14 protein-coding genes and 3 pseudogenes are annotated in these 17,618 nt (G+C 62.0%); 16 read left to right on the top strand and 1 reads right to left on the bottom strand.

Annotation, left to right across the window (positions count from 1 at the left end; all coding sequences use genetic code 11):
* Positions 1-357 precede the first annotated feature (357 nt).
* The 15 genes and pseudogenes from AC5P7F_RS21390 to AC5P7F_RS21320 form a co-directional block, all read left to right on the top strand.
* Positions 358-550: pseudogene (locus tag AC5P7F_RS21390) on the top strand (IS3 family transposase); the annotation flags it as partial.
* A 158-nt stretch (positions 551-708) separates the two neighbouring features.
* The gene (locus AC5P7F_RS21385) at positions 709-990 is read left to right on the top strand and encodes a helix-turn-helix domain-containing protein (RefSeq protein WP_032961707.1); all 282 of its coding nucleotides are present in this window, start codon (positions 709-711) and stop codon (positions 988-990) included.
* 35 nt (positions 991-1,025) lie between these two features.
* Entirely contained in the window at positions 1,026-1,595 is a 570-nt protein-coding gene (locus AC5P7F_RS21380) for an Hsp20/alpha crystallin family protein (protein WP_005409669.1), read from the top strand.
* A 97-nt stretch (positions 1,596-1,692) separates the two neighbouring features.
* Positions 1,693-4,542 carry a heat shock survival AAA family ATPase ClpK gene (gene clpK / locus AC5P7F_RS21375; RefSeq protein ID WP_005409668.1) on the top strand — a complete coding sequence of 950 codons (2,850 nt, stop codon included), beginning with the start codon at positions 1,693-1,695 and terminating at the stop codon, positions 4,540-4,542.
* A 17-nt stretch (positions 4,543-4,559) separates the two neighbouring features.
* Positions 4,560-5,990: a cardiolipin synthase gene (gene cls, locus AC5P7F_RS21370; RefSeq protein ID WP_005409667.1), complete on the top strand. Its 1,431-nt coding sequence runs from the start codon at positions 4,560-4,562 to the stop codon at positions 5,988-5,990.
* A gap of 27 nt (positions 5,991-6,017) precedes the next feature.
* On the top strand, positions 6,018-7,835 hold the full coding sequence (ftsH, locus tag AC5P7F_RS21365; protein WP_495205424.1) for an ATP-dependent zinc metalloprotease FtsH: 1,818 nt from the start codon (positions 6,018-6,020) through the stop codon (positions 7,833-7,835).
* An 87-nt stretch (positions 7,836-7,922) separates the two neighbouring features.
* Positions 7,923-8,381: a small heat shock protein sHSP20-GI gene (gene hsp20-GI, locus AC5P7F_RS21360; RefSeq protein ID WP_005409665.1), complete on the top strand. Its 459-nt coding sequence runs from the start codon at positions 7,923-7,925 to the stop codon at positions 8,379-8,381.
* Positions 8,382-8,403: 22 nt separating this feature from the next.
* Positions 8,404-9,318, top strand: a complete 915-nt coding sequence (gene yfdX1 / locus AC5P7F_RS21355; RefSeq protein ID WP_005409664.1) for a heat resistance protein YfdX1 — start codon at positions 8,404-8,406, stop codon at positions 9,316-9,318.
* 101 nt (positions 9,319-9,419) lie between these two features.
* Complete coding sequence (gene yfdX2 / locus AC5P7F_RS21350; RefSeq protein ID WP_005409663.1) at positions 9,420-10,307, top strand: heat resistance protein YfdX2; 888 nt, start codon at positions 9,420-9,422, stop codon at positions 10,305-10,307.
* An 89-nt stretch (positions 10,308-10,396) separates the two neighbouring features.
* Complete coding sequence (locus tag AC5P7F_RS21345) at positions 10,397-11,008, top strand: HdeD family acid-resistance protein (protein ID WP_005409662.1); 612 nt, start codon at positions 10,397-10,399, stop codon at positions 11,006-11,008.
* 79 nt (positions 11,009-11,087) lie between these two features.
* Entirely contained in the window at positions 11,088-12,233 is a 1,146-nt protein-coding gene (locus tag AC5P7F_RS21340) for a hypothetical protein (protein ID WP_005409661.1), read from the top strand.
* Complete coding sequence (trx-GI, locus tag AC5P7F_RS21335; protein WP_005409660.1) at positions 12,223-12,663, top strand: heat resistance system thioredoxin Trx-GI; 441 nt, start codon at positions 12,223-12,225, stop codon at positions 12,661-12,663. Before AC5P7F_RS21340 ends, trx-GI begins: the two co-directional genes overlap by 11 nt.
* A gap of 3 nt (positions 12,664-12,666) precedes the next feature.
* The gene (gene kefB-GI / locus AC5P7F_RS21330; RefSeq protein WP_005409659.1) at positions 12,667-14,382 is read left to right on the top strand and encodes a heat resistance system K+/H+ antiporter KefB-GI; all 1,716 of its coding nucleotides are present in this window, start codon (positions 12,667-12,669) and stop codon (positions 14,380-14,382) included.
* Positions 14,379-14,852, top strand: a complete 474-nt coding sequence (psiE-GI, locus tag AC5P7F_RS21325) for a heat resistance protein PsiE-GI (RefSeq protein ID WP_032961714.1) — start codon at positions 14,379-14,381, stop codon at positions 14,850-14,852. The genes kefB-GI and psiE-GI overlap by 4 nt, the downstream gene beginning before the upstream one ends.
* A 61-nt stretch (positions 14,853-14,913) precedes the next feature.
* A pseudogene (locus AC5P7F_RS21320) lies at positions 14,914-15,725 on the top strand (IS3 family transposase); the annotation flags it as partial.
* A gap of 224 nt (positions 15,726-15,949) precedes the next feature.
* On the opposite strand, the gene AC5P7F_RS21315 reads toward AC5P7F_RS21320, so the two are convergent.
* Positions 15,950-17,227, bottom strand: coding sequence for an IS110 family RNA-guided transposase (locus tag AC5P7F_RS21315; protein ID WP_164076862.1), 1,278 nt, complete (start codon positions 17,225-17,227; stop codon positions 15,950-15,952).
* Between the two features lie 92 nt (positions 17,228-17,319).
* Between AC5P7F_RS21315 and AC5P7F_RS21310 the strand changes: the two are divergent.
* Positions 17,320-17,618: pseudogene (locus AC5P7F_RS21310) on the top strand (integrase core domain-containing protein); the annotation flags it as partial.

Raw genomic sequence — 17,618 nt, 5'->3', positions numbered from 1 at the left:
GGTGCGACCACACAGCAGCTGCGGTCGAATCCCGCCTGCCCAGTTCGCTGCCAACCACCGAGCACAACAAGCCGACAACGCAGTAACCTTCAACCCCGGGCTTTATCAGTAATCACTGGTATGGCCAGTGGGGGCAGGTCAAAGCTGAAGTCTGATCCGGATGGCCCAGATATCTTTCAGCTTGAGCGGAGCCTTCTGTCCGATCAGCTTTCCCTTGTTCCAAGGCTCGTGGGGCTGAGATGTGTGAAGAATTGCCATGACCTACTCCTGATGAAGGGGGTGGTCAGGGTTCTCCCACGTCAAGAATCAAGGCGTGATGCGACCCGAAGCGGACATCTGCTGATTGAGGGTATTGCCAACGGACTGTACAAGGCCGAGGTGATCCACCGTCGCTCCTGGCAAAGCCTCGAGGCCGTCGAGCTGGCCACGCTGGAATGGGTGAACTGGTTCAATCTTCGACGCCTGCTGGAGCCGATCAGCAACATCCCCCCCAGCCGAAGCTGAAGCAGCCTACTATCAGCAGACCCGTGAGCTCGCCATGGCGGCGTGACTCACACCAACGAGCCTCCGGGATTTCCGGGGCGGTTCAGCCAGCAGATCGCTGGATGTTGACGCTTGACTTTCGGCATGGTAAGCGCAATATCTTGCAAAGTTCTGCAAGAACTTCCTCAGGCGAGGCCGCGTGACGACGGAACTTGTGGGGGTGGTATGACAGCGCGCCAGCAGGCGATCTTCACACTCGACGAGTTGGCTGCCTACTTGAAAGTCGGCAAGCGGACGCTTTACCGGCTCGCCGCGCACGGGGACATTCCGGCCTTCAAGGTCGGCGGGACGTGGCGGTTTCGTCAAAGTGAAATCGATCGATGGATCAATGATCAGACCCAAGCAGGCAGAAAGAAGGAGGTGATACGCACGGATGAGCAGCCAAAGTCAGCGGAACAACCCGTGTCGCCAGGGCGCGCTGTCCGTCGCCGCAGGCAAACGGAGTGAGCGAGAGTCTTCAATTTTTCTTCTGGAGGTGTGACATGGACATTGATCTCAAGAAATTGGCTCCCTGGAACTGGTTCAAGAAGGAGCAGGAAGAACAACAGAGCACTGCCTCGCTGCCGGTGCAGCGCAATGACCTGCCGGTGGCGGGTGGGTCGGTCAGTCCCATCCTGCAATTGCATCGCGAGATCGATCGCCTGTTCGACGACGCGTTTCGAGGCTTCGGTTTCCCGACGCTGGCCATGCCACGCTGGCCGTCGGAGTGGCCGGGCCTGCTGAAGCCGGCCCTGGACATCCAGGAGACCGACAAGCAGTACAAGATCGCCCTGGAAGTGCCCGGGGTCGAGGAAAAGGACATCCAGATCACGCTCGATAACGATGTGTTGCTGGTGCGCGGTGAGAAGCATCGGGAACAGGAAACGAAGGATGGTGGTTTCCACCGCGTGGAGCGTTCCTACGGCAGCTTTCAGCGCGCCCTGAATCTGCCGGCCGATGCCAACCAGGAAACGATCAAGGCCGCTTTCAAGAACGGCGTGCTCACGATCACGATGGACAAGCGCGAGGCCAGTGCCCCCAGGCAGGGGCGCTCGATCCCGATCAACGGCTGACGCCGATCGGCTCGTCCTCCGAAAAACAACCAAGTGAATGGCGAGGCGCCGTGACCTTCGGTGCCTCGTCAAATCAGTCCCTTTAAGGAGCATCAGCATGGCCAGAAAGCAGTGCCAAGTCTGCGGCCAGCCCGCCACGGTGCGGGTGGAAGCCAATCTCAATGGTCGCCACAGCACCATGCTGTTGTGTGACGATCACTATCGCCAACTGGCGCGCCAGCAAAAGCGCACCGTCTCGCCGCTGGAGGCTCTGTTTGGCTCGCGCAGCGGTTTGTTCGAAGACTTCCTCGGCAGCGACTTCTTCCGCATCGGTGACGATGCACCGTCCGTGGCGGCCGATACCGACGAGGTCGTCGATGCCTCGTTCGGCGAATCCGCTCCCGCAACGGCGGGCACGGCGCGCCGCCGCGGCAGTGGGCTGGCCAGCCGTATCAGCGAACAGTCTGAGGCCCTGTTGCAGGAAGCCGCCAAACATGCTGCCGAGTTCGGCCGGCCCGAAGTCGATACCGAACACCTGCTGCTGGCGCTGACCGACAGCGACGTGGTCAAGACCATCCTGGGGCAGTTCAAGATCAAGGTCGATGACCTCAAGCGGCAGATCGAATCCGAAGCCAAGCGTGGCGACAAGCCGTTCGAAGGCGAGATCGGCGTGTCGCCACGTGTCAAGGATGCGCTCAGCCGTGCCTTCGTGGCCTCCAACGAGTTGAGTCATTCCTATGTGGGGCCAGAGCACTTTCTGATCGGCCTGGCCGAAGAAGGCGAAGGCTTGGCAGCCAACCTGCTGCGCCGCTACGGGCTCACGCCGCAGGCGCTGCGCCAGCAGGTGAGCAAGGTGGTCGGCAAGGGGGCCGAGGACGGCCGTGCCGAGACGCCGACCAATACGCCGGAACTCGACAAGTATTCGCGCGACCTCACCAAGATGGCGCGCGAGGGCAAGCTCGATCCGGTCATCGGCCGCGCGCAGGAGATCGAGACGACCATCGAAGTGCTGGCCCGGCGCAAGAAGAACAACCCGGTGCTGATCGGCGAGCCTGGCGTGGGCAAGACCGCCATCGTCGAAGGGCTGGCGCAGCGCATGGTCGCAGGCGAGGTGCCCGAGACGCTGCGCGACAAGCGCCTGGTGGAACTCAACATCAACGCCATGGTGGCCGGCGCCAAGTACCGCGGCGAGTTCGAGGAGCGTGTGCAGAAGGTGCTCAAGGAAGTGACCGAGCACCAGGGCGAGCTGATTCTCTTCATCGACGAGGTGCACACCATCGTCGGTGCCGGCCAGGGTGGCGGCGAAGGCGGGCTGGACGTGGCCAACGTGTTCAAGCCGATGATGGCGCGCGGCGAGCTGAACCTGATCGGCGCCACCACGCTCAACGAGTATCAGAAGTACATCGAAAAGGATGCCGCGCTGGAGCGTCGCTTCCAGCCGGTGATGGTGCCCGAGCCGACGGTAGCGCAGACCATTATGATCCTGCGCGGCCTGCGCGACACGTTCGAAGCGCACCACAAGGTCAGTATCACAGAGGACGCGATCATCGCCGCCGCCGAGTTGTCCGACCGTTACATCACCGCCCGCTTTCTGCCCGACAAGGCCATCGACCTGCTCGACCAGGCAGCCGCACGCGTGAAGCTGTCAGCCACGGCCCGCCCGGTTGCCGTGCAGGAGCTGGAGGCCGAACTGCACCAGCTGCGGCGTGAGCAGGACTACATGGCCTCGCGCAAGCAGTACGACAAGGCCGCCGAGCTGGGCAAGCGCATCGAGGCCAAGGAGGCCGAACTCAAGAAGCTCGTCGAGGAATGGGAACGCGAGCGCGCCTCGGGCAGCGCCGAGGTCAAAGCCGAGCATGTCGCGCAGATCGTCTCGCGGCTGACCGGCATCCCGGTCAGCGAGCTGACGGTGGAAGAGCGCGAGAAGCTGCTGCATCTGGAGCAGCGGCTGCACGAGCGCGTGGTGGGCCAGGACGAAGCGGTGCGCGCGGTGGCCGATGCCGTGCGTCTGGCGCGCGCGGGCCTGCGCGAAGGCAGCAAGCCGGTGGCGACTTTTCTGTTCCTCGGGCCGACCGGCGTGGGCAAGACCGAGCTCGCCAAGGCGCTGGCCGAGTCCATCTATGGCGATGAAGGTGCGCTGCTGCGCATCGACATGTCCGAGTACGGGGAACGCCATACCGTGGCACGCCTGGTGGGCGCGCCTCCGGGTTATGTGGGCTATGACGAGGGCGGCCAGCTCACCGAGAAGGTGCGTCGCAAGCCCTACAGCGTGTTGCTGCTGGACGAGATCGAAAAAGCGCACCCCGACGTCTACAACATCCTGCTACAGGTGTTCGACGACGGTCGCCTCACCGACGGCAAGGGCCGGGTGGTGGATTTCACCAACACCATCATCATCGCCACCTCGAATCTGGGCTCGGACATCATCCAGCGTCGGCTGAAGGCCCGTGGCGCCGCCGGCGAGGAATACGAGAGGACCAAGTCCGAGGTGATGGACGTGCTGCGCGGACACTTCCGCCCCGAGTTCCTCAACCGCATCGACGAGATCATCGTCTTCCATGCGCTGGGCAAGGAGGAGATCCGCCATATCGTCGGCCTGCAGCTCGATCGTGTGGCCCGCAACGCCGCCAGCCAGGGCGTGACGCTGACCTTCGATCAGACCTTGATCGATCACTTCGCGGAGGAAGGCTACAAGCCCGAGTTCGGCGCGCGTGAGCTCAAGCGGCTGATCCGCAGCGAACTGGAGACCGCATTGGCGCGCGAGATGCTGGGTGGCGGTATCGGCAAGGGCGATCACGCCAGCGCCCGCTGGGACGACAAGGCCGAACGCGTCGTCTTCGAGCGCAAGGAGCCACCCGCGCAGCCGGCCGAGCCTGATAAGTCCGATGCCGCGAACGTGGCCGAGGCACCGCCGAACGGCGAGAGCAAGCCTAAGCGCAAGAAGAAGCCGGCGGGCGGCGAATCTTGAGTCATGAGGAGGCTATCGTGTCCGACCCCAACGGGCTGACATGGGCAGCCACCCTCGTGTCGCTGGCGGTCGCTGTCCCCACGGCGGGGCACGCGGTCATCTACAAGCGTGACCCTCGATCGGCCACGCTGTGGATACTGCTGATCGCCTTGTTGCCGCTGGGCGGTTCGCTGCTGTATGGGCTGTTCGGCATCAACCGTTACCAGCGGCGGGCACGGCGGCTGTTTCCGGGGACGGATCTTGCTGTTCGACAGGATCTCTCGCCCACGGTGCCCGAGCCCGTATCGCCGCCGCTTGCCGGCCTGGCGCACCTGGTAGGACGCGCCACCGGCCAGTCGCTGACCGGCGGCAACCGCATCGAGCCGCTTGTCGATGGCGAGCGGGCCTACCCGGCCATGCTCGCCGCCATCGAATCGGCGCGGAACAGCGTCGCCTTGGCCTCGTACATCTTCGACAGCCAAGGCATCGGGGCGCAGTTCGTCGATGCGCTGCGCCGGGCTCATGAGCGCGGCGTGCAAGTGCGGGTGCTGATCGACGACGTGTATGCCCGCTGGACGCCCCGCAGCGCCTACCGCGCCTTGCAACGCGCCGGCGTTCCGGCGGCGACGTTCAACCCGACGTTGATTCCCGCGCGCCTGCATGCCGCGCATCTGCGCAATCACCGCAAGCTGCTGGTGATCGATGGCGAGGCAGGTTTCACCGGTGGCATGAATATCTGCAGCCCGTATTGGCGGCCCGATGCGCCGGGCCAGGCCTGTCACGATTTGCACTTTCGTCTGCGCGGGCCGGTGGTTGCGCATCTGATGCAGTGCTTCACCGATGATTGGTGCGATGCCACGGGCGAGCAGCTCGGCGAGGGTTTCTGGCGCGAATCGCCCGCAATGGCTGATGAGCAAGGGACCTCTTGGGCGCGCGGCATCGAGGCCGGTCCCGACGAGGCCCTGGACAGGATGCGCTGGACCTTCATGGGCGCTTTGAGCGCGGCGAAGCATTCGGTGCGCATCTGGACACCTTATTTCGTCCCCGATCAGCCGATGATCGCGGCGCTTAGCACGGCTGCGTTGCGCGGGGTGCGTATCGACGTGCTGACGCCCGCAAACGGTGACCATCCCACGGTGCAATGGGCCGCGCGCGCCCACTACTGGCAGGTGCTGGAGCACGGTGTGCGCATCTTCGAACGTCCTGGCCCGTTCGACCACAGCAAGCTGATGCTGATAGACGGCCAGTGGTGCTGCCTGGGTTCGGCCAACTGGGATGCGCGCAGCCTGCGCCTCAACTTCGAGTTCAATGTGGAGGTGTACGACACCGCGCTGTCTACGCGGCTGGAATCCCTTTTTGATGCCGCCCGTGATGCATCGAACGAGATATCGGCCATGGCGTTGCGCGCCCGCCCGCTGGCCATCCGCTTGCGCGACGGGGTGGCCCGTCTGTTCACCCCCATTCTCTAGCGACACGACTTGCGAGGAACATTGCCGATGGAAAAGAAAGATCAATGGAACATCGGCTACTGGATCGTCGCCGGCCTGTTGCTGCTGACGCTGCAGAACTACTGGCAGGCGGCGAAGACGGTTGAACCCGTTCCCTATAGTGAGTTCGAGAAAGCGCTGGCCGAGGGGCGCGTCGCCGAAGTACTGGTGTCGGACCGCACGGTGACCGGGCGCCTGAAATCACCGGACAGCCGGGGCAAGACCACCATCGTGGCCACCCGTGTCGAACCCGACCTGGCCGAGCGGCTGTCCAAATACGACGTGCCTTACGCGCGGGTGGTGGAAAGCACCTGGCTGCGTGATGTGCTCTCCTGGATTCTGCCGGCGGTGGCCTTCTTCGGCGTCTGGTTCTTCCTGTTCCGCCGCTTTGCCGAGAAGCAGGGCATGGGCGGTTTCCTGAGCATCGGCAAGAGCCGCGCCAAGGTATTCATGGAGAAGAACACTGGCGTGACCTTTGCTGATGTCGCTGGCGTCGATGAAGCCAAGGCGGAGTTGGTTGAGATCGTCGATTTCCTCAAGAATCCGCAGGAGTGTGGACGGCTCGGGGCGCGCATTCCCAAGGGCGTGTTGCTGGTGGGCCCACCGGGCACCGGCAAGACATTGCTGGCCAAGGCTGTTGCCGGCGAGGCGGCGGTGCCCTTCTTCTCCATCTCCGGATCAGAGTTTGTCGAGATGTTCGTCGGCGTGGGTGCGGCGCGCGTGCGCGACCTGTTCGAGCAGGCGCGCGGGCAGGCGCCCGGCATCATCTTCATCGACGAACTCGACGCACTGGGCCGCGCGCGCGGTGTCGGCGGCCCCATCGGCGGCCACGACGAGCGCGAGCAGACCTTGAACCAGTTGCTTACCGAGATGGATGGCTTCGACAGCTCGGTGGGGCTCATCATCCTGGCTGCCACCAACCGGCCCGAAATCCTCGACCAGGCGCTGCTGCGCGCCGGTCGCTTCGACCGTCAGGTGCTGGTGGACCGGCCCGACAAGAAAGGTCGCCTGGATATCCTGAAGGTCCATGTCAAGAAGATCACCCTGGCCCACGGTGTAGATCTGGAACAGGTGGCGGCGCTGACCACCGGCTTTTCCGGCGCTGATCTGGCCAATCTCGTGAACGAAGCAGCGCTGAACGCGACGCGGCGCAAGGCGCAGGCTGTGGAACTGCAAAACTTCACCGCCGCCATCGAGCGCATCGTGGCGGGCCTGGAGAAGAAGAACCGCGTGCTCAATCCCAAGGAGCGGGAAACCGTGGCCTATCACGAGATGGGCCATGCGCCGGTGGCGCTGGCGCTGCCCGGCACCGACCCCGTGCACAAGATCTCGATCATCCCGCGCGGCATCGGCGCGCTGGGCTACACCCTGCAACGCCCCACCGAAGACCGCTTCCTGATGACGCGCGTCGATCTGGAGTACAAGATCGCCGTGCTGTTGGGCGGGCGCGCCGCAGAGAAGTTGGTGTTTGGCGAACTGTCGACCGGTGCCGCAGACGATCTCGCGCGGGCCACCGACATCGCCCGCGACATGATTACACGCTTCGGCATGGATGAGGGCTTGGGGTACGTTGCTTTTGAGGCACAGATGCCGCGTTTTCTTGATGCGCCTGAACTGGTTCAGGGTGGCTGCCGGGTAGCCGAATCGACTCAGACACGCATCGACCAAGCCATCCGTGACATCGTGATGGGTGTGTTTGATCGTGCATACCGAATTCTCGAAATCAACCGAGAAGTGCTGGAGCGCTGCGCGCGCGAGCTGCTGGCGCGGGAAACGCTCGACGAAAGCGATATCCGTCAATTGACTCAAGGACTTGCTCGGAACTGAAAACAGTAGTAGGTGCCATTCAGAGTAAGCCGACGGCTCTGTTCAGTGCGTCATCCAATTCGCCGGCATTGTTCAAGGAGAACCGATATGTCTGCATTGACTCCGTGGGACCCCTTCCGGGAGCTGGATGAATTGCAAAACCGCCTGGCGACGATGTTGGGACGGACACCCCAGCGACAGGGCGCCCGTACCGGCAACGAAGCCATGACCACGGCGGACTGGGCACCAATGGTGGACGTCAGCGAGGATGAGAACGCATTCATCCTCAAGCTGGATCTGCCGGAGGTCCCCAAGGATGCCGTGCGCGTCAGCGCGGAAAACGGCGTGCTCACCATCAGCGGCGAGCGCAAACTGGAAAAAGAGGAGCAGGGCAAGAAGTTCCACCGCATCGAACGTGCGTATGGCCGCTTTGTGCGCAGCTTTGTCTTGCCTGACAACGTTGATCCGACCAAGGTGACGGCTTCGATGAAAGACGGCGTGCTGGAAGTGCGGCTTGTCAAGGCCGAGCAAGCCAAACCGAAACAGATTGAAATCTCAGTCAACTAACTTCAATCAGGAGCCCAAGATCATGAATATCAAACAGCCACAATACATCTTCTCCGCACTTGCCCTGGCGGTCGTCGTCGGACTGAGCGGACCGGCTCTGGCCCAATCGGCGGCAGGTTCTAGCCCAGGTGCTGCAGCACCCTCTGCCGCATCCAAGGCGGCACAGCCACAGGTAGATGACAAGGTCGCCCGGGAAGCCGCGGGAAAGCGCGCCAAACTCGCCCAAGATGCAATCACTGCGCTGGCCAAGACCCATGAGGCATTGATCCTCCTTGATGCAAGGAAGACCAAGGAGGCGCTCGCTGCGCTGGAACTGGCCAGCGGAAAGCTGGAACTGGTATTGGCGCGTGACCCAAAACTTGCTTTGGCGCCCGTCGATGTACGCGTCATCACCCATGACATCCACGCCGACGTGGAATCGGTCAAGAAAGCGGTCAAGTTGTCTCGGGAGTTGTTGGATGATGGCGAGGTGCAAAAGGCACGGCCCATCGTCGCCAATCTTGCCAGCGAAATCGTGATCGAAACCGACAACCTGCCGATGGCAACGTACCCGGCAGCGATCAAGTCGGCCGCACGGCTCATCGACAGCGGCAAGATTGACGATGCCAAGGCGGTGCTCGCCCGAGCGCTGAACACGATGGTGATGACCTCGGTCGCCTTTCCTCTGCCCGTGCTACGGGCCGAAGCCGCGATGGCAAAAGCGGAAAAGCTGGCCGAGACCGGCAAGCGCAATGCCAAACAGAGCGAGGAGCTCAGCGCCCTGCTGGCCTACGTGCGCACGGAAATCGAGCTGGCGCAGATCCTGGGTTATGGCAAGAAGGCGGACTTCAAGCCCATCTTCGATCAGGTGAAGGCTATCGAGCAGAAATCCGCCGGAGGAAAAAGCGGCAAGGGGTGGTTCGACGAGTTGAAGATGCGCATCCAAAGGCTGTCTTGATGTGGTGAAGGAGCTGACTGCACCATCGGCTAGTCTCGCGATGGGCGCAGTCAGCCCAATAGATTCGCCTATTTTCACTAACTCATACGAGACATATCACCATGAATGAGCAAACATCGAATCCCAATGCGACGAACAAAGAAATAAACGAACAGGCCGCGGTAAGCAGCCTTCCTGTCAGTCCAGAGGCCAAGCCTGAAGTCGTCACGGAGGTACAGCCTGAGGTTCAGAAGGAAACGGACTCGCAGGCGGCAGACAAACGTAAACAAGTCCTCGATGAGGCCGTCTCGGCCTTGGCGCTGACCAAATCAGCGCTGGCCGCACTTGACGGCAAGGACGCTGCACGCGCATTGGCAACGCTGGCCGAAGTGACGGGAAAGCTGGAGCTGATCGTTGCGCGCGAACCCACGCTCGCCCTGGCCCCCGTTGATGTGCGCACCATCGTGCACGACCTGTTCGCCAACACGGACACCATTGAGGCGATGACCGACGAGGCGCTGGATGCCCTCAAACATGGCGAGGTGCAACAGGCACGTCACGTGCTGGCTTTGCTGGCCAGTGAGATCGTGATCGCGGTCACCAACATCCCTCTGGCGTCCTATCCCGCAGCCGTGAAGTCAGTCGTGCCGCTGATCGATCAGGGCAAGATCGAAGAAGCCAAAGCCGCGCTGCAGGCAGCGCTCAGCACGCTGGTCGAGACGCGCAGCGTGCATCCGCTGCCCGCCCTGCGCGCCAGGCTGCTCCTGAAGCGCGCCGAGCCCCTGGTAGAAGATGGTCAGCGCAGCGAAGCATCCAATGAGCGCCTGGAGACATTGTTGAACGAAGCCCGGCAGCAGTTGGAAATGGCAGAACTGCTGGGCTATGGAAAAAGGAAGGACTTTGAGTCCATGTACGATGAACTCAAGAAAATCAAGCAGAAGACGGGAGGGGGAGGCGGCGGAAAAGGCTGGCTCGATGAAGTCAAGGCAAAACTGTCCAGGTTGTTCTGAAACCGCTGGAGAGGGGGCGCATAGCGCCCCCTCTCTTGTCCCATGAGTGTTTGATTTTTCATCTCGTATAGGTCTTTAGGAGATATTGCATGAACACAGACACCATCGCCAATTCCAATGCGGATGACCCCACCAAAGCACTGTGTTCGCTGAGCCAAAATTGGTGGCTTTTTGCGCTGCGCGGTGTCTTGGCATTGATTTTCGCAGCCCTTGCGTTCTGGATGCCACAATCGGCTCTGTTGGCCACGACCTTAGTGTTCGGCGCATTCTCCTTGGTCAATGGCGCTTTCAACTTGGTTGCAGCGGTGCGCCATATCCAGAAAAAAGAGCGCTGGGGCTGGCTGCTGTTCAGCGGCATTGTCGGTATGCTTACCGGCGTTGTCGTCCTGGTTGCTCCTTTGGTCGCCACGATGGTCATGGCTTCTTTTTTATGGGCTAGCGTGGGGGTCTGGGCGATTTTCACCGGTGTACTGGAGATATCCGCCGCGGTTCGGCTGCGTCAAGAAATCAAGGGTGAAATCTGGCTTGCCTTCAGTGGACTGCTCTCGATAGTCCTTGGCGCTATCGTCTTGTGGATATTTTTCTCCCGTCCGGCCGAGTCATTCCTGGCCGCAGGCTGGCTGCTGGGCTTCTATGCGGCAGTCTATGGTGTCACGCTTTTGTTCTTGAGTTGGCGTCTTCGCAGAACGCGCCAGGGATAAGAGCGGGTCAAACTAAATTCTATGGATATGAGCATTTTCGGTTCGTGCCTCCATAGAAATGACATCAAAGGAGTCATACATGCAGACGCAATATAGCTATCGAGCTGTCGACAAAGAGTTTCATGAACCATGGCAGAGAGCTTTGGGAAATGCGGTCGAGCACGCCCTCAAGCCATTGCTCGACAAACACACTAAAGATTCAGTGCGACTTCGAATCGTCCTTGATCGCGACAAGACCAAGCGGCAATTTCTGGCCAGTGGCTATATGCACCTGCCCGGCAGAAAGATTGTCAGCGTTACTGCATCACATGACGAGCTGACGCCCCTCGCGCAGATGCTCGCACAGTCGTTGTGCCGTCAGGCCAAGAAGCATTTTGACCGGCTGCATGCTCAGGACCAGATCAAGCGCAAAGCACGACGCGAGCGCTTGCGCGAGCTCAAGGTGCGAATTGCCGCAAAACCCGCGTCAGCCGCCCATGAGGCCAAAGTGACCCGAATGCCTCTACTGTCGAAACTTGAGGCTGTCGCAAGGCGTGAGCTGGCTTATCTGCGTGCCGTCGGCGATTTACCGCGCGATTATCCGACGCTGCGCGACGTGGTGGATGAAGCGATTGTCCAAGCTGAGGTGGAATGGCAATCCGTGCCGGAAGAAAAAGCGGCTTACTTCGGTCTTCTGAAGCATCTGTTCGCCGTGCTGGATCACGAAGTGGCAAACAGCCGGCAATTTGGCGAATTCGTTTCTCTGGACGCGCCGGTCGAAGCGGATGCCCAGGACGTCGCCGAGGCCATGGTGGAAGAGGAAGTCTTCGAATTTTATCAGCCCGATGACACACTCAGGCTGGCCGATATCATCGCTGACAGTCAGCATCCCGATGCCGCAACGATCGCGGAACAGCAGGAGCTAGTTGATCGGTCGAGCGAGTTCGCTTTTGCATTCGACCTGCTGAAGGACATGCCGCGTTTGTGGCGGCGCATTTTTCTGCTTATCCGTGTGGACGGGCTGGATGCCAGCAGCGTCTCTGAAATCCTGCTGATTCCTAGTAAGGAAGATACTGTCCAAAGGTGGCTCATGCAGGCCGAAGCGTTCATCGCTGCTCATTTGGAAGAGGCCGGAGTAAGCAAAGACGGGAACGATTGGCTCCAAGGCGTTGATTGGTCGGCATTGTCTGTGACCCGAAGCGCGGCAGCCTCACTGTGGTCCAAGGAGGCGAACCATGAAGAATGATCTTCACCTCGTCTGTCCGCATTGCCAGTCCATCAACCGCGTACCGACTGCGAAGCTATCGGAACATCCCAACTGCGGCCGCTGCCAGCAGCCCTTGTTCACGGGCGAACCCATCGAGTTGACCACGGCGACGTTCTCGCGCCACGTGGAGCGCAGCGACCTGCCACTGTTGGTAGATTTCTGGGCACCTTGGTGCGGGCCGTGCAAGATGATGGCCCCGCAGTTCCAGCAAGCGGCGCGTCAGCTCGAACCCAGGGTCAGGCTGGCCAAGGTCAATACCGAGGCAGAACCCCACCTGGCCGCGCAGTTCGGCATCCGCAGCATTCCGACGCTCGCCCTGTTCCAAGGTGGGCGGGAGATCGGGCGTCAGGCGGGCGCCATGGGCGCGCAGGACATCGTGCGCTGGGCATCTGCACAGGTGGGGCGCTGACCGATGCAGGACTTGCTCGGCGCCACCCTGATCCTGCTGGCGGCATGCAGTCTCGCGGCGGTGGCGACGGCGGCGTTCAGAGTACCCGCCTTGCTGGGTTACCTCGCCGTCGGCGCCTTGCTGGGCCCGTCGGTCAGCGGTGTAGTCGCGCCGGGAGAAGCGCTTGATTTTCTGTCCGAGCTGGGCGTGGCCCTGCTGCTGTTCATGGTTGGGCTGGAGTTCTCCCTCGGGCACTTCTGGCTTTCCCGTAAAACCGTATTGGCGGCCGGCAGCTTGCAGATGATCGCTGTCGCCACGCCACTGACCTTGATGTTGATGTGGCTGGGACAGCCAGTTCAGTGCGCTGCGTTGCTCAGCACTGCGGCGGCCATGTCGTCCACGGCGCTGGTCAGCCGACAGCTGGCCGACCAAGGCGAGCTCACCACCCGCCACGGCCGCAGCGCCATCGCCGTGCTGGTCTTTCAGGACCTGGCCAGCGTGCCCCTGCTGGCCCTGCTGGCGATCTGGGCGCGCGGCGAGTCGCCGAAGATCGAGAGCGTGCTGCTCGAAGTGTTGGGCGTGCTGATGTTGTTCGCGGCAGCGGCCCTCGCCTCCCGTCGTCTGTTGCATGGCCTGCTGGGCTGGGTGGCGCGGCAGGGCCACGAAGAATCCTTCGTGCTGGTTTCCTTGTGCGTGGTGGTGGCTGCCGCCGCTGCTGCACACGCGGTCGGCGTATCCGCCGCCCTGGGTGCGTTTTTGGCCGGCATGGTGCTGGGCGAGAGCGACTTCCGTCACCACATGGAAAGCCACCTCAAACCGTTTCGCGATGTGTTGTCGGGGGTGTTCTTCGTGACCATCGGCCTGCAGTTGGACGGAGCGCAGATTCTTTCGGCACCACTGGCGGTGTTCGCGTGGCTGGCAGTGCTGGTACCGGTCAAGATCGGGCTCAACACCCTGGCCTTGCGGGCGACGCGCCTGTCCGCCTTCGATGCCTGGCGCACGGGCATAGCGTTGGGGCATGGCGGCGAGTTCGCCCTGCTGTTGTTGGGCATGGTCTTGCAGCAGCATCTGATTCCCGCGACCGTCGTACAACCCATGCTGGTCGCGCTGGTGCTCAGCATGGCCTTGGCACCGCTGCTGATCCGCCATCACGATGTACTTGCCCGGTTCTTGAGCCGCACCGGCGGCGTCATTCAGCCACCCCAGGCTGAAGAAGTTGAGATCACCGCGCAGACAGCGCGATTTCGAGACCACGTCATCATCTGCGGCGCAGGCGAGCTTGGCCTGACAGTCAGCGAAATTCTTCGACACGCGGGCGTGGCGCATCTGCTGCTGGAAGCAGACGAGCAGAAGGTCGAGGCCGCACGTGCCGCCGGCGCGCCGGTGTTCCATGGCGATGCCAGTCGCCCCGATACCTTGCTGGCTGCCGGGTTGGCGCAAGCGCGTCTGGTGGTGCTCACGTTCGACCATGCCCAGCAAGTGCTGCGCATCGCCCAGGCGATTGCCGAGCGCCGTCCGGCGCTGACCTTGTGGGTGTCATGCAGAAGTACGACCGCGGCCGATGCACTTCGCGCCATGCCCAACGTGCATGTACACCAGCAATCCTTTGCCGCGGCCCTTGGGCTGGCGGAACAGGTGATGTCGTCGCTTGGCATGTCGGCCGAGCTCGTCGAACGAAACATCAGTGCGATGCGCCGCCGTCTCGACAGCGGCAATGTCGCAGGGAGTCCATCTGCATGAAGTCAACAGGCCGCAATCCATTTCAGGTCTTCCGTGACCAATGGGCCATCATGAGTTTATACGATCGCTTCGAGCAGGTCGTCGCCCTCGTTCTGTCGGCGGTAATTGCCGTCATCATCGTGGTGTCGCTGTTCCAGCTCATCGCCATCGTCTTCACGCTGCTGGTCCTCGATGCCTTCAATCCCCTGGATCACAAGGTATTCCAGAGTGTGTTCGGCATGATCATGACGCTCTTGATCGCGATGGAGTTCAAGCATTCCATTGTGCGCGTGGCGCTGCGTCGGGACAGCATCATCCAGGTCAAGACCGTGATCCTCATCGGTCTGATCGCGCTGGCGCGCAAGTTCGTGATCCTTGACCCCGAGGCGAGCCCCGCAAAGATAGCCGCGCTGGCAGGCGCCACGCTGGCTCTGGGTGCGACCTACTGGCTGCTGCGCGAGCGCGGCGACCGCGCCGCCGAGACCTCTTGACCTGCCCCCACTGAGCCGTACCACGTGAAGCTGTAAAGTCCGTCAACCCGAGAGGACGGACATGCGCAAGAGTCGCTTCACCACCGAACAGATCATCGGATTCATCAAGCAGGCCGAGGCCGGCATGGCAGTCGCGGAACTGGGCCGCCAGCACGGCTTCAGCCCCGCCAGCTTCTACGCCTGGCGGGCCAAGTACGGCGGCATGGAGGCCGAGGACGCCAAGCGCCTGAAGGAGCTGGAAGCCGAGAACAACCGGCTCAAGCGGTTGCTGGCCGACGCCCATTTGGACATCGAGGTGCTGAAGATCGGCTTCGGGGTAAAACGCTAGCCCCGCAACGCAAGCGCGAGGCAGTCCGACGCATGCTCGACCAGACGGTGTTGAGCGAGCGCCGGGCTTGCCGCCTTGCGGGGCTGTCCCGCGATGCCTTCCGCCACCCGCCCGTGCCGACGCCTGCCACCCAGGCACTGTCGGCACGGATCATCGAACTGGCCCAGATCCGCCGCAGGTTCGGCTATCGCCGCCTGCACGACCTGCTGCGCCCGGAGTTCCCAGACGTGAACCACAAGAAGGTCTATCGGCTCTACAGCGAGGCCAGCCTCGCCGTGCGCCGACGCAAGAAGGCCAAGCGCCCCCCGCTTGAGCGACAGCCTCTGGCGATCGCTACGGCGCCCAACCAGGTCTGGAGCATGGACTTCGTCAGCGACGCCCTGGCCAACGCCCGGCGGCTCAAGTGCCTGACCGTGGCCGACGACTTCACCCACGAGTGCGTGGACATCACGGTTGACCATGGCATGGGTGGCGCCTACGTCGTCCGGGTCCTCGACCAGGCCGCCTGCTTCCGGGGCTACCCGCGGGCCGTACGCACGGACAACGTGCTAACTCTGGAGTCAACAACAAATTGGGAGCGAACGGATCCGCGGACGTCGCTGACGTCCGGTCAGGCAAGTCGCACCGCTATTTGCACCAAGTCCCGTGGGCTTCCACGTCTTCAGGGTCTCCTGGTCTGACCATAGTGAACACGAGGTCCAGAACGGCCTCGAACGTGCCTAAAACAGCATGGAGTCCCGTGGAAGGCCCGAGCATTATCTACAGGATCCTAAGAGGTCCCGACGGCCCTACGGAGAGGGGTCGATCCACGGGGTAAAGCATTTTCGAAGTAGCAGCGGTATTGGGTTTTTTGCTTGACCAGGCCATAGGCGACACGCGCCATCTTCGCGGCCACGGCAGTCAGTGCTTTTCTTTTGCGGTCGGCGTTGGATGGATCGTTCCGGATGTAGCGCTCGTACTTCTCCCGGAAGCTGTTCTCCCGCATCCGGATGGCCACTGTGGCGGCAAACCAGAAGGCGAAGCGAAGGCGCGCATTGCCGCGCTTGGACAGCCGCTCCTGGCCCTTGTATTGGCCTGATTGGCACTTGGCCAGATCGAGGCCGCAGTACTTCAGGAACTGGCGATGGTGGGCGAAGCGACGCAGGTCGCCAGCCTCGGCCAGAATGGTCAGTGCAAGCACAGGTCCAATACCCGGAATCGAACGCAGCGACTCATAGTCTGGGCGCCCCGAAAGGGTCTGGTGCGCCTGTTCCGCGAGCCGGTCGCGCTGCTGGACCAGCTCCTGGAAGCGCTGCAATTGCAGGCGGAAGCTCTGAACCTCGAGCGAGTCATCGGCGACAGGCAAGCCAATGCTTCGCAGGGCGATTTCATATAGTTCGCGTAGCCATGCCGCCTTGTTGACCTTGCGCCCCACCAGGTCCCACGCCTCCTTGCGGAACGTCTCGCAGTCACGCTGTTGGATTGATGCCGCAGTAGGAAAGCGGAGCATGAAGCGGGCGAACCAGTCCGCATGTGCGCTGTCGAAGTAGCGCTCGATTTCGGGAAAGTACAGCGGCAGATAGTGCGTCATCAAGCTGTGCTGCAGTCGCGTCCTTGCCAGGCTGATCTTATAGTGAGTCTTGGACAGCTCCTGCAATCCGTGGTGCCCGGCCAGCAAGGGATCAATGTAGCGCAGCGTCATGCCCTGCTTGAGCAGTGCGAGAATCACGCGGGCATCTTTCGGGTCGTTCTTGTCCCATGAGTTGAACATTGCTTCGCGGTAGCGGGCGCCAGCGACTGATGAGACAAGGCAAACGTCGAAGCCTTCCGTGAGAAGCCGGAAAGCCAGCGTTCGATGGCAGTCTCCAGTGGGTTCCATGGCGATCCTGGCAGGCTGGGGTAATCCACGCAGCAGAGCGACCAGACGATCGTGCTCTTCCATCGAGCTGGCCATCCGAAACTGCTGCTGCTTGCCGTCAGGCGTTTCAATCAGGACGGCATGGTGACGCTTGGCAATATCAATCGCGACCCACGTGGCCGCAGGCGTAGCATTGGGCTGGGCAGTCATCGTCGGCAAGCTCCTGTGGTGTGTGAGAACCATCAGGATGACCTTGGAGACGGTGGCTGCCCACGTCTTGGGGATGCTTCCAGATGTACTACGGCCCCGAGTTCACCAGCCGGGCCTTCATCGCATGGACGCAACGCCACGGCATCAAGCACCTGTTGATCGAGCCGGGCAGGCCCATGCAGAACGGCTACATCGAGAGCTTCAACGGCAAGTTCAGGGACGAGTGCCTCAACGAACACTGGTTCACCTCGCTCGCCCAAGCCCGCCAGGTCATCGCCGACTGGCGACGCGACTACAACCAGGTGCGACCACACAGCAGCTGCGGTCGAATCCCGCCTGCCCAGTTCGCTGCCAACCACCGAGCACAACAAGCCGACAACGCAGTAACCTT

The organism is Stenotrophomonas sp. YJH_SMC_105-26, from assembly GCF_059368915.1.
Note: the sequence above shows the minus strand (reverse complement) of the source record. Positions and strands in the feature narration are given on the sequence as shown.

What these genes read in the sequence shown, in the direction of transcription:
- trx-GI (WP_005409660.1), top strand. Translation starts at nt 12,223, where the DNA reads ATGAAGAATGATCTTCACCTCGTCTGTCCGCATTGCCAGTCCATCAAC.
- ftsH (WP_495205424.1), top strand. Translation starts at nt 6,018, where the DNA reads ATGGAAAAGAAAGATCAATGGAACATCGGCTACTGGATCGTCGCCGGC.
- yfdX1 (WP_005409664.1), top strand. Translation starts at nt 8,404, where the DNA reads ATGAATATCAAACAGCCACAATACATCTTCTCCGCACTTGCCCTGGCG.
- yfdX2 (WP_005409663.1), top strand. Translation starts at nt 9,420, where the DNA reads ATGAATGAGCAAACATCGAATCCCAATGCGACGAACAAAGAAATAAAC.
- AC5P7F_RS21345 (WP_005409662.1), top strand. Translation starts at nt 10,397, where the DNA reads ATGAACACAGACACCATCGCCAATTCCAATGCGGATGACCCCACCAAA.
- AC5P7F_RS21380 (WP_005409669.1), top strand. Translation starts at nt 1,026, where the DNA reads ATGGACATTGATCTCAAGAAATTGGCTCCCTGGAACTGGTTCAAGAAG.
- hsp20-GI (WP_005409665.1), top strand. Translation starts at nt 7,923, where the DNA reads ATGTCTGCATTGACTCCGTGGGACCCCTTCCGGGAGCTGGATGAATTG.
- AC5P7F_RS21315 (WP_164076862.1), bottom strand. Translation starts at nt 17,227, where the DNA reads ATGACTGCCCAGCCCAATGCTACGCCTGCGGCCACGTGGGTCGCGATT.
- AC5P7F_RS21340 (WP_005409661.1), top strand. Translation starts at nt 11,088, where the DNA reads ATGCAGACGCAATATAGCTATCGAGCTGTCGACAAAGAGTTTCATGAA.
- kefB-GI (WP_005409659.1), top strand. Translation starts at nt 12,667, where the DNA reads ATGCAGGACTTGCTCGGCGCCACCCTGATCCTGCTGGCGGCATGCAGT.
- AC5P7F_RS21385 (WP_032961707.1), top strand. Translation starts at nt 709, where the DNA reads ATGACAGCGCGCCAGCAGGCGATCTTCACACTCGACGAGTTGGCTGCC.
- psiE-GI (WP_032961714.1), top strand. Translation starts at nt 14,379, where the DNA reads ATGAAGTCAACAGGCCGCAATCCATTTCAGGTCTTCCGTGACCAATGG.
- clpK (WP_005409668.1), top strand. Translation starts at nt 1,693, where the DNA reads ATGGCCAGAAAGCAGTGCCAAGTCTGCGGCCAGCCCGCCACGGTGCGG.